This is a genomic window from Shinella sp. JR1-6 (assembly GCF_004284735.1).
Taxonomy (GTDB): Bacteria; Pseudomonadota; Alphaproteobacteria; order Rhizobiales; family Rhizobiaceae; genus Shinella.
In genome coordinates this window covers 139891-151391 of sequence record NZ_SHMI01000014.1, presented here as the reverse complement: position 1 = coordinate 151391, position 11501 = coordinate 139891, and the positions used below count along the sequence as shown (strand labels likewise).

At 64.4% G+C, this 11501-nt stretch carries 11 protein-coding genes; 4 read left to right on the top strand and 7 right to left on the bottom strand.

Going from position 1 to position 11501, the window contains the following annotated elements:
• Window positions 1-28: 28 nt before the first annotated feature.
• The 6 genes from EXZ48_RS22450 to EXZ48_RS22425 all read right to left on the bottom strand — a co-directional run bounded on the left by EXZ48_RS22450 (window position 29) and on the right by EXZ48_RS22425 (window position 6634).
• Window positions 29-1162 (bottom strand): aminotransferase, encoded by a 1134-nt coding sequence (locus EXZ48_RS22450; protein WP_130518389.1) that lies wholly within the window; start codon window positions 1160-1162, stop codon window positions 29-31.
• A 277-nt stretch (window positions 1163-1439) separates the two neighbouring features.
• Window positions 1440-2372, bottom strand: coding sequence for a carbohydrate kinase family protein (locus tag EXZ48_RS22445; protein ID WP_130518387.1), 933 nt, complete (start codon window positions 2370-2372; stop codon window positions 1440-1442).
• Window positions 2373-2381: 9 nt separating this feature from the next.
• Window positions 2382-3584, bottom strand: a complete 1203-nt coding sequence (locus tag EXZ48_RS22440) for a PLP-dependent aspartate aminotransferase family protein (RefSeq protein WP_023516925.1) — start codon at window positions 3582-3584, stop codon at window positions 2382-2384.
• Window positions 3585-3588: 4 nt separating this feature from the next.
• Window positions 3589-4428 carry a carbohydrate ABC transporter permease gene (locus EXZ48_RS22435; protein ID WP_023516924.1) on the bottom strand — a complete coding sequence of 280 codons (840 nt, stop codon included), beginning with the start codon at window positions 4426-4428 and terminating at the stop codon, window positions 3589-3591.
• Window positions 4425-5321 (bottom strand): carbohydrate ABC transporter permease, encoded by an 897-nt coding sequence (locus EXZ48_RS22430; RefSeq protein ID WP_229557930.1) that lies wholly within the window; start codon window positions 5319-5321, stop codon window positions 4425-4427. The genes EXZ48_RS22435 and EXZ48_RS22430 overlap by 4 nt, the downstream gene beginning before the upstream one ends.
• A 59-nt stretch (window positions 5322-5380) precedes the next feature.
• Window positions 5381-6634 carry an ABC transporter substrate-binding protein gene (locus tag EXZ48_RS22425; protein ID WP_245462297.1) on the bottom strand — a complete coding sequence of 418 codons (1254 nt, stop codon included), beginning with the start codon at window positions 6632-6634 and terminating at the stop codon, window positions 5381-5383.
• A gap of 145 nt (window positions 6635-6779) precedes the next feature.
• On the opposite strand from EXZ48_RS22425, the gene EXZ48_RS22420 reads away from it, so the two are divergent.
• From EXZ48_RS22420 to EXZ48_RS22405, 4 genes are all read left to right on the top strand, one after another.
• A complete protein-coding gene (locus EXZ48_RS22420; protein ID WP_130518385.1) occupies window positions 6780-7634 on the top strand; it encodes a MurR/RpiR family transcriptional regulator in 855 nt (284 codons plus the stop codon).
• A 19-nt stretch (window positions 7635-7653) separates the two neighbouring features.
• Window positions 7654-8331 carry a phosphoribosylanthranilate isomerase gene (locus tag EXZ48_RS22415; RefSeq protein ID WP_024270273.1) on the top strand — a complete coding sequence of 226 codons (678 nt, stop codon included), beginning with the start codon at window positions 7654-7656 and terminating at the stop codon, window positions 8329-8331.
• A 197-nt stretch (window positions 8332-8528) separates the two neighbouring features.
• On the top strand, window positions 8529-9743 hold the full coding sequence (locus EXZ48_RS22410; protein ID WP_130518420.1) for a M24 family metallopeptidase: 1215 nt from the start codon (window positions 8529-8531) through the stop codon (window positions 9741-9743).
• 68 nt (window positions 9744-9811) lie between these two features.
• Complete coding sequence (locus EXZ48_RS22405) at window positions 9812-10687, top strand: LysR family transcriptional regulator (protein WP_130518383.1); 876 nt, start codon at window positions 9812-9814, stop codon at window positions 10685-10687.
• Here the strand turns inward: EXZ48_RS22405 and EXZ48_RS22400 are convergent, their stop codons facing one another.
• Complete coding sequence (locus EXZ48_RS22400) at window positions 10688-11497, bottom strand: ABC transporter permease (protein WP_130518381.1); 810 nt, start codon at window positions 11495-11497, stop codon at window positions 10688-10690.
• Window positions 11498-11501: the final 4 nt, after the last annotated feature.

Genomic DNA, 11501 nt, shown 5'->3' with positions numbered 1-11501 from the left:
GCGGGGCGACGTCGGCACCCGGCCCTGCTCAGGCGGCCGCTGCCTGCTGTTCCCGCAGGAAGGTCGAGATGCGTTTCAGCCCTTCCGCCAGCACCGTGCCGTTGTTGGTGAAGCCGATCCGTACATAACCTTCCATGTCCATGGCGCTTCCGGGCGTCAGCATCACGCCGGTGCGCGCCAGCAGCCCTTCACAGAACTCCACGGAGGAGAGAGGCAGGTGGTACTTCAGGAGCGCGGTTGTGCCGGATTTCGGCTTGATCCAGGAGACCAGCGGCTCGCCGTCGACCCAGGCCGCAAGTGTTGCGAGGTTGCTGCGGGTGATGGCGCGGCTGCGGGCAAGGATCTTGTCACGGTTCTCCAGCGCGATGGCGGCGAAGTGGTCGTCCAGCATCCCGACGCTGATCGTGTTGTAGTCGCGGTGGATCGAGACGGCGTGCAGCAGGTCTACCGGTCCGGCGATCCAGCCGAGACGCAGACCTGCAAGCGCGAAGGTCTTCGACATGCTGGCAGTGCTGATGCCCTTTTCGTAGAGATCGGCGATCGAGGCGGTCATGCCGTCGCCCTCCTGGTCCGTGCCGCGATAGACCTCGTCACAGAGGATCCAGGCGCCGGCGGCCCGGGCGATCTCGACGACCTTCTCCAGATAGGCGCGATCCATCAGTGCGCCGGTGGGATTGTTGGGGTTGTTGATGGCGATGAGCTTCGTGCCCGGCGTCGCCAGCCGCTTCAGTTCCTCAAGATCGGGTAGGAAACCGGTCGCCTCCGTCAGCCGGAGGATCTGCACGTCGGCGCCGATGCTCTCCGGGATGGAATAATGCTGCTGGTAGGTCGGCAGCACGGAGATGACGCGGTCGCCGCGCTCGACGAGCGTGCCGTGCACCAACGCGTTCGCGCCGATCGCACCATGCGTGATGACGACGTTTTCCACCGCCTGCTTCTCGTAGAGGGCGGCGACCAGCTTGCGCAGGCGCTCGCTGCCCTCGATCGCCCCGTAGGTCAGCTTCATCGGCAGAAGCTCGGAGAGGATCGTGTCGGTCTTGCCCGCCATCTCCAGGAGCTCGGCGATGGTCAGAGATTCGACACAGGTCTCGGCGATGTTCAGTTCGCAATTGTTTTCATAGCGGTTCATCCAGATTTCAACGCCGAAATCACGAATCTTCATGGGGCAACTCCTTTGGTGTCTCGGACATCGGCAGCAGGCGATGGAGAGCGTGCGGTTTGCTGTCTTCAGGACAGGGATGATTGCACAGGATATTATGAGCAGTATATTGCTCAGTCAAGGATGCCCGATGTCTTCGCCCCGTTTCAGACGCCCGTCTTTGGTCGCGAGCCATCCTCTATCGGGACGGAGCGGCACCGCCGCGCGCGAGCATCCTTGGCAGGTCGTACCCGCCTGCGGCCTTTTCTTGGAAAAGGTCACGTCTGTCGCAAAACCTGGATCAGCGCGCCATCAGCTGCAAGGCGTCCTGAAGGCCCGGCATGGCGATGCCTGCGCCCTTGCGCGTCACGGCGACGGCGCCGAAGGCGTTGGCGAGGCGGCAGCAGTCGGGGCCGCTGAGGCCGGTGAGGCTGCCGTGGATATGGCCGGCAGCGAAGGCATCGCCGGCGCCGGTCGTGTCCACTGCCGCGGTGGAAAACCACGGGGCGCTGTCGGTGCCCTCGCGTCGGCAGAGGCGTGATGCGGCTCCATCCCCCTTGAGCGCGATGCGTCGCACGCCACCCGCCAGCAGCGCGGCGAGCATCGGTTCAAGGTCGCTCCCCTGCGGCCGATGCAGGAGGCGGGGAAGGTCGGCGCCGTCGAGCAGGATCATGTCCAGCTTCGGCAGAAGGCTCAGCACCTTGCCGGCGATTGTCGAGGCGACGCCGCTGGGCACGTCGAGGCTGACGGGGATGCTCCGCGCTGCTGCAATATCGATGGCGCGGCAGGCGGCCTGCGATTGGGGGGCTTGAAGCAGCGCATAGCCGGAGAGATGGAACAGCGCGGCGCCTTCGAAGGCGCTTTCGGCAATGTCGTCCGGCACGAGATGGGCATTGGCGCCACGATAGGCGAACATGGTGCGTTCGCCGCTCGCACCCACCGTCACCACGTTGATCTGCGTCGGCTCGGCCGGATCCTCGCCGATCCAGCGGGTCGCAACGCCGGCTCCGACAAGATCCGAAAGCGCCTGCCGGCCCCAGGCATCCGCACCGATACGCCCGATCAGGCGGGCCTCGTGGCCGGAGCGGGCAAGGGCAATCGCCGTGTTGGTGGCCGAACCGCCGAGTGCCACGGTCTGGTGCGTGGCGATGCCTTCCCCGCCCTCGGGCGGGTAAAAGGGAATATCGAGCACGAGGTCGATATTGATATCGCCGAGCAGGACGACCGCGGCCATCGGGCGGCCTCAGAGATCGACGTGCATCAATGCGATCGCCTGATCCACATCGGCGATGATGTCGTCGATATGTTCGATGCCGACCGAGAAGCGCACCAGGCCGTCGACCACGCCCATCGCCTCGCGTTCCTGGCTTGGAATGTCGAGGAAGGCCATGGTGGCGGGAACCTGCGTGGTGGTGCGAAGGCCGCCGAGGCTGGCTGCGAAGGAGCACAGTTTCAGCCGCTTGAGGAGGCGTGCGCCGGAGGCTTCGTCGGCCACCTGGAAGGAGAGCATCGCACCGCCGCCCTGCAACTGCTCACTGGCTGCAGCGTAGTTCGGATGCGAGGGCAGGCCGGGATAGAAGACACGCTTGACGCGCGGATGAGCCTCCAGGTGCTTTGCCAGCGCCAGCGCGTTGGCGCATTGCTTTTCGAGGCGCAGCGACAGGGTCTGGGCGCCGCGCAGAAGCAGCCAGGCGTTGAAGGGAGAGAGCGGCGCGCCGAGCTTGTTCAGCGTGTTCCAGCGCACATCCTCCAGCCAGTCGGCGGGCAGGATGTCCGATTTCAGCGTGATGACGCCGCCGACGGCATCGTTGTGGCCGCCGATGAACTTGGTGGCGCTTTCGACGACGACGTCGACGCCGAATTCATGCGGGCGGCAGACGGCGGGGGAGGCGAAGGTGTTGTCGCAGATGACGACGATGCCGCGGGCATGGGCGATCTCGACCAGCTTTCTGAGCGGCGGCACCTTCATCGTCGGGTTGGCGATGGCCTCGACATAGAGGACCTTGGTTTCGGCGGTGAAGGCGTTCTCGACGGCACGAACATCCGTGCAATCGACGAGGCTGACCTTCAGGCCGAAATCCTGGGCGCGGTGGTCGAAGAATTCATGTGTCGAGGAATAGGTGGTGAGGTCGGCGACGATATGATCGCCGGCCTTCAGGATGCCGAAGAGCGCATGCGAGATCGCTGCCATGCCGGATGCCGTGGCAAGGCAGCCGGTGCCGCCTGTGAGCTGCGCGATATGCTCTTCGAACTTGTACTCTGTCGGATTGCCGCAGCGCGAATAGATGTTCACTTCCTTGCGCGCGCCGGCCACGATCTGGTCGTAGATGTCGCCGGCATACTGGAAGTTCGCCGACATGTAGATCGGGTAGCTGATCGACTGGGAGTGTTCCTCCGGCTCGTAGAAGACGGCGCGGCTGGCGAACTGGTAATCCTTGGCAGACATTGTGTTACTCCTTCACGGCGCCGCCGATGAGGGCGGCCGTGATCTGGCGTTCGAAATAGACAAAGAGGATGAGCGGGGCGATGGCCGCGATCAGGATCGCCGCCAGCATCACCGGATAGTTGGTGATGTGCTCGCCGACGAAATCGGTAAGACCGACGGGCAGGGTCTTGCGCGCCGGATTGTTGATGAAGACGACGGGGAAGAGGAAGTCGTTCCACACCCAGATCATGTTGACGATGGCGACGGTGAACATGGCCGGCCTTGCGATGGGCAGGGCGACCTTGCGAAAGATCTGCCATTCGGAAGCGCCGTCGACGCGGCCGGCGTCGAAGAGTTCGCGCGGCAGCGTGTTGAAGAAGGCCTGCATGATGAAGATCGATACGGGCACGTTGAAGGCCGCCGTCGGCAGGATGACGCCGAGATGGGTGTCCAGCAGGCCGGCTCCGCGCAGCATCACGACGAGCGGCACCAGCGCCACATAGGCGGGGATCGCCATGGCGGCGGTGAGGGACAGTTCCACCGCCGGCATCCAGCGGGGCCGGTAGATGGCGAGCGCGTAGCCCGCGAGCGTTGAGACGAGGACGGTGATCAGTGTCGCGCCGGCCATGACGATCAGCGAATTGACGGCGTAGCCGCCGAGCGCCCCGCCGCTCCACGCCCCGATATAGGCGTCGAAATTGAGGCTGGTCGGGAAGGACCAGACGGAGCGCATGAATTCCTTGTTCGTCTTGAAGGTGCTGTAGATCATCCAGATGAAGGGGAAGATCACCATCAGCACATGCAGGGTGAGGAGCGCGAGCACGACGCTGTTCGTGCGGTTCCAGCGGTGGACGACCGTCGTCATGCGTCCCCCTTGCGCTTCATGTAGCGGAAGATGATCCAGGCGGCGAGGGCCGTCAGCACCATCTGGGCGAAGCCTATGGTTGCGGCATAGCCCATCTCGAAGCTGCCGAAGCCCATCTTGTAGAGATAGGTGGAAACGACCTCGCTGGCGTGGCTCGGCCCGCCATTGGTGAGCACGAACACCAGAGAGAAGGTTTTGAGCGAGCCGATGATGGCGAGCAGCGAGTTGGCGCGCACGGCATCCCAGACCATCGGGATGGTGATCGAGACGAACTTGCGCCGATGGCCCGCGCCGTCGATCTCCGCCGCCTCGTAGACGCTTTCCGGCACGGAACGCACGGCCGCGGTGAAGAGCAGCACATAGAGCCCGAGATAGGTGAAGCTCATGACCACGACGACGGCGAGGAAGGCGGTGTCGGATTCGCCGAGCCAGCCGCGCTTCAGGCTGTCGAGGCCCACCACTTTCAACGCCGCGTTCACCAGCCCGAAATAGGGATTGTACATGAAGCGCCAGAGCAGGCCGATGCAGATCTCGCTGACCATGACGGGCACGAGATAGAAGAACAGGAAGATGCGGCTGAAGGCCGGCACGATGCGCACCAGGCAATAGGCGATGACCAGCGCCAGAAAGACCTGGAAGACGATAGCCGAGAGCGCGACGAGCAGGTTACGGCCGAGCGAGGCCCAGAAGATCGGGTCGGCGGCAAGCCTGAGGACATTGCCGGCGCCGACGAAGAGCGGCGGGGAGGCGCCGTCCCACTGGAACATCGACAACCAGCCGGCATAGACGACGGGATAGGCGACGAAGGCGAAGACGAAGACGAGAGCCGGCGCCAGGAAGACCAGCGCCGCCCGATTGTGTCTCTTCGCAAAGCCGATGTCAGCGCGCATCATCCCGCCGGTTTCCTGGAGGTATCGGCCCGCCGACGTTGAAGCGCCGGCGGGCTGTTTTCCTACTTGTTCGCCTTCAGCGCGTCTTCGAGGCGCTTGGCACCGTCGGCGGGCGCAACGGAACCGTCGAGCACGCCCTGCAGCGTCGTGTAGTAGATGTTCGTCGCAGCCGGCGGCATGGCCGTATCGTAGAAGGAATCGAGATGGCCGGCGGCGTTCATCAGGTCGTTGCTGATGCCGTAGAGCACGGGGCCGGCAGCGGCCTCGGTGGTGGCGCCCTTGACGGTCACCATCGTCTTGCGCAGCTCGACATACTTGGTCATCACCTCGGGCGAGGAGAGGAACTTCAACAGCGTGACCGCGTCGGCCTTGTTGTCCGTCTTCTCCGAAATGCCGAAGGAGGCGGCAACGCCAGCCAGCACGTCCGTCTGGTCTCCCGCGCCGCCGGAAACGCTCGGGAAGGCGAAGTAGCCAAGCTCGAAACCCTCGGGGGCATCGGCCGATGCGCCGATCTGCCAGGTGCCGTTGAGCAGCATGGCGGCCTGGCCGTTGAGGAAGAGCATGTTTGCTTCCTGGTCGCTCATGCCGTTGAAGCCGATCGGGAAATACTCCTTCTTGGCGATCTCGGCGACCGTCTGGAAGGCCTTCTCGCCCTCCGCGCCGAGCGTCGCAACGGCGTCGCCATTGACGAAGGACGCGACGACACCGGAGCCCTTCAGGCGCATTTCCATGTACTGGAACCAGAAGGTGGCCGGCCAGGAATCCTTGTTGCCGAGCGAGAAGGGCACGAGGCCCTCTTCCTTGACCTTCTCGGCGAGCGCCATCAGCTCGTCATAGGTCTTCGGAACGGTCCAGCCCTTTTCGGCGAACAGCGCCTTGTCGTACCAGAAGACGACGGAATCGACGTCGACGGGCACGGCATAGGTCTTGCCGTCCTTGCTGGTCTGGGCGATGGCGCTTTCCAGGAAGCTGTCGCGCCAGCCGTCCTTGGCAAGATCGGCATCGAGCGCATACATCTGGCCGCCCTTGACGAAGGCGTTCAGGAAGCCGCCGGGCAGGGTGTAGAAGACGTCCGGCGGGTTGCCGGACGCCATGGCGGTGTTGAGCTTCGTCTTGTAGGCCGATTGCTCGGCCGCGACGACATCCAGCGTGATGTCGGGATGTTTCTTGGCGAATTCGTCGAGCGCGAAGGTGATGAAATCGATCTTGTCCTGCTGCCCGGCATAGGCATGCCAGAAGGAAAGCTCGCCGGCCGCGGCCGGAAGTGCGGTGAGCGCAAGCGCGGCGCCGGCAATGAGAAGACGTTTCAGCTTCACGATATCCTCCCGAAACGATGGGGCAGCGCCCTCCGCCGCCATATGAAGTGATGCCACAACAAAAACTAGCTGTCCATAGTGACACCACAACATGCCCATGCTAGCGTCACCGCTATCGACCGTGTCAGACCGCGAAAGAGCCGCCATGACCGTTGACCTGCGTGGTCCGTCCAATCCCGCGAGCAGCCGGCTGCGCAGCGTGCTGCCGAAACTGTCGGACTCCGAGCGTCGCGTTGCGCTCTGGGTGCTCGACAATGTCGAGGCGACCATCCGCAATTCCATGTCGGCCATCGCCCAGGCGGTGGACGTCAGCGACACGACCGTGCTGCGCATGTGTCGTACCGCCGGCTTCGAGGGCTTCACCGATCTCAAGCTGGCCTTGGCCCAGGAGCCGCGCCAGAACCAGGACACGAACGCCAGCGAGCCCCATGCGAGCGACCTTCAGGCTGCCGGCCGCTTGTTCCGCGCCGTGGCGCAGGCGATCAACGATACGCAGGGCGTGCTTTCCGAGGCGACCTTTGCCGGCGCGCTCGATCTCATCGCCGGCGCGCGCCATATCCTTGTCGGCGGCGTCGGCGGATCGGGCATCGTCGCGCAGGCTTTCTATCAGCGCTGCATCCGGCTCGGTCTCCGGTGCGATGCACCCGTCGATTCCCAGTTGCAGATCATGCATTCGGCGCTGACCGGGCCGGAAGACCTCGTCGTCGTCATCTCCTATTCCGGCATCACCAGCGATCCGGTGCTCGTGCTTCAGGAAGCGAAGTCGCGCGGGGCAAAAACGCTCTGTATCACCGGCAACAGCGCCTCGCCGCTGGCACGGCTTGCCGATGTCGTCCTCGTCAGCGTCTCGCACGAGCAGGGCAGCGAGCCGATGGCCGCACAGATCGCCCAGATGGCGCTGATCGACGCGCTCTATTCCGCCCTCGTCGCGCGCAATGCCGAGCGGGCCCAGCTCACCGAGGAGCGGATGGTCAACGCCATCCTTCCCAAGTCCATCTAGTTCCAAGACAGGGAATGCCGTGAAAATTCAGATCTACACCATGCAGACCGTTTCCGAGGCGATCGCCGCGGCAGAGGCGGGCGTCGACTATCTCGGCCTGACCCCCTCCAATCGCGGCCTGCCGGGCGAAATCAGCTTCGCGACGGCGCGCGAGATCGCCGATGCGCTGAAGGGCCGGGCGTCGCGCGTCGCGCTGTCGGTGGAGAGCGATCTTGGCGCCATCGCCGACATGGTCGCCGCCGTCCGGCCGGACGTGCTGCATCTGTGCGGCGACATCACGCTTGTGACGCCGGATCATGTGCGCCAGCTCCGCGAAACCCTGCTGCCGCTCTATCCGGACCTCGGCATCCTGCAGGCCATCCCGATGACCGGGCCGGAAGCGCTTGATCATGCTGCTGCCTTCGAGCCCTATTGCGACAGCTTCATCCTGGATTCCGTCGCCGCCCATATCGGCGGCATCGGTGCGGCGGGCGTCACCCATGACTGGTCGCTGAGCCGCGCGATCGTCGAGCGCAGCAAGCTGCCGGTCATTCTTGCCGGGGGGCTCGGACCGGACAATGTCGCGGCCGCCATCGCCGCCGTCAAACCCTGGGCCGTGGATTCGCTGACCCACACCAACAAGCCGCTGCCCGAAGGTGGCTTCCGCAAGGACCTCGACAAGATCAAGGCCTTTGTGACGGCTGCAAGGGCGGCCTGAGCGGTATCCTTTAAGGAAGAAAAGGGGCGGTACCATTGGTGTCGCCCTTTCTTTTTAGATCGCTGCGTTGCCCCTTATGGCTCCATTGGAACTTCTAATTTTCCAGCGACAGCGAAGATTTCTACCTTGAATCCCGTCAACCGGCGCGATTGGCCGCGGTCAAGGGAGTTTTTCGAATGAACATGTTTGCGCGAGGGATGCCGAACCAGCTGCTGCGGCTGCAGGAGATGCACAATGGCGAGAAGGTGCGGCCGACATTTTCGGCGGGCGAGATGGAGCGGCGGCAGAATGCCATGCGGCGCATCCTGGAGGAGCTGAAGCTCGATGCGGCGATCCTCACCTCCTACCACAACATCTGCTATTTCTCCGATTTCCTCTACTGCTCCTTCGGCCGTCGTTATGCTTTCGTCATCACGCCGGAAAAGGCGACGTCGGTTTCCGCGGGCATCGATGCGGGCCAGCCCTGGCGGCGCACCTTCGGCGACAACATCACCTATACCGACTGGCAGCGTGACAATTTCTTCCATGCCCTGCAGACGCTGCTGCCGAAGGTCTCGCGCATCGGCATCGAGTTCGACCAGGTCAATCTCGACCTGCGCCGGCTGCTGGAGGAGGCGTTTCCGCATGTCGAATTCGTCGATATCGGCGCGCCGACCATGTGGCTGCGGACGATCAAGTCGGCCGAGGAGATCGTGCTCATCAAGGAGGGTGCCGCGACGGCCGATATCGGCGGGGCGGCGGTGGCAAACGCCGTTCGCGAAAGCGTGCCGGAATACGAGGTGGCGCTGGCGGGAACACAGGCCATGGTCCGCCATATCGCGAACCGTTTTCCCCATGCCGAGCTGATGGACACCTGGGTCTGGTTCCAGTCGGGCGTCAACACGGACGGGGCGCACAATCCGGTGACCACGCGCCGGGTGGAGAAAGGCGACATCCTCTCGCTCAACTGCTTCCCGATGATCGCGGGCTACTATACCGCGCTGGAGCGCACGCTGTTCCTCGACCATGCCAGCGACGAGCACCTGCGCATCTGGGAGATCAATTGCGCCGTCCATCGTCGCGGCCTCGAACTCCTGAAGCCCGGCGCGCGTTGCGGCGACGTCGCGACGGAACTCAACGAGATCTACCGAGAGCACGGCCTGCTCGGCTACCGCTCGTTCGGCTACGGTCATTCCTTCGGCGTGCTCTCGCACTATTACGGCCGCGAGGCGGGCGTGGAACTGCGCGAGGACATCAACACGGTGCTGCAGCCGGGTATGGTCGTCTCCATGGAGCCGATGCTGACCATTCCGGAGGGCATGCCGGGCGCCGGCGGCTACCGCGAGCACGATATCCTCGTGATGACCGAGACCCGCAGCGAGAACATCACGGGCTTTCCCTTCGGTCCGGAGCATAATATCCTCCCCGCCTGACCCGTCCGCGGGCAACTTGGAACGGGCCGCCCGATCGGCCCGTTTCCTTTTGGAGCGGTGCCGATCCCGTGAGAAACATTCCGACCGATCTTCTTCGCACCTTCCTCGCGGTCATCGACCTGCGCAGCCATACGCGCGCCGCCGAGCAACTCGGCCGCACCCAGCCGGCCATCAGCCTGCAGATGAAGAAGCTCCAGGAGCTTCTCGACGTTTCCCTCTTCGCCAAGGATGCTAGCGCCCAGCCGACCGAGGCGGGCGAACTCGTGGCGAGTTATGCCCGGCAGATGCTGACGCTCAACGACGAGATGGTGCTGCGGCTCTCCAGGCGGGACCAGCACGGTAAGATCCGCCTCGGCATTCCCAACGACTATGCGGACCATTTCCTGCCGAAGCTGATGCCGCGTCTTGCCCGCAGCGGCCACGATTTCCGCTTCGAGGTGGTCTGCGATCTTTCGCATGTCCTGCTGCAGGGATTGCGCAACGGGCTCTACGATCTCGTCGTGGCGATGACGCCGGACGGGCCGGCGGAAGGCGCGTTCATGACCTGGAAGGAACCGCTTGCCTGGGTCGGCGATACGCCGACATCAGTCGTGACGGATGGAAACGCGAACCTGCGCATCGTCTGCTATCCGGAAGGCTGCCTCTATCGCCGCGCCATGCTGACGGCGCTGCAGCGCGACGGGCGCGGCTACGATCTCGTCTATACCAGCCCCAGCCTTGCCGGGCTGGAGGCCGCCGTCGGCTCCGGCTTCGGCAACACTGTGCTTGCCCGCCGTATCGTGCCGAACAAGCTGACGACGCTCGACGAGGCGCTCGGCCTGCCGCGCCTCGCCGATGTCGTCGTCGGCATCTATCTGAGTTCGGATCGCAAGCGCTCGCCGGTCGCCGAAAGCTTTGCGGCGCATTTCGCCGATGCATTCCTCGCAAGCAACCGGGACGGCTGATCAGGCGCGGCGTGCCCGACCGATCAGGCTCAACACCACGAAGAGCGCGATGGAGACGGTGGTCAGCAGGCTGGCCGCCGCCATGATCGTCGGGTTGATCTGGTCGCGGATGCCGGAAAACATCTGCACCGGCAGGGTGCGCTGGTCGGCCCCGGTGAGGAACAGGGCGACGATCACCTCGTCGAAGGACACCGCGAAGGCGAGCAGCGCGCCCGAAACGATGCCGGGCAGGATGAGCGGCAACGTGACGGCGAAGAACACGCTGACCGGCCCGGCCCCGAGGCTCGCGCCCGCCCGGCTGAGATTGGTGTCGTAGGTCGACAGCGCCGAGAGCACGGTGACGACCACGAAGGGGATGGCGAGGGCCGCATGGGCCAGCACGAGGCCGGTGCGCGTGTTGGTCAGCCCCAGCGAACCGAAGAACATGTAGGCCCCGACGGCGACGATGACGACCGGCATGATCATCGGCGAGATCATCAGCGCCATCACGGCCTTGCGCGCGGGGAAGCCGGGGCGGCTGATGCCGAGGGCGGCGAGCGTGCCGAGGACGGTTGCGATCAGCGTGCTGAGGGTGGCGGCGGCGAGGCTGTTGACTAGGCTGTGCATCCAGCGCGCGTTCTGGAAGAAATCCGCATACCAGCGCCACGAATATTCCCGGATCGGGAAGGTGAAGAACGGATCCTTCGAGACCGAGAGCGGGAAGACGACGAAGAGCGGCCCGATCAGGAAGGCGAGCACGGCGAAGGCGAAGAGGACGACGGCGAGGCGGCAGAGCCGTTCGCTGCGGGTCGCGTAAGCGGGAAGCCACATGGTT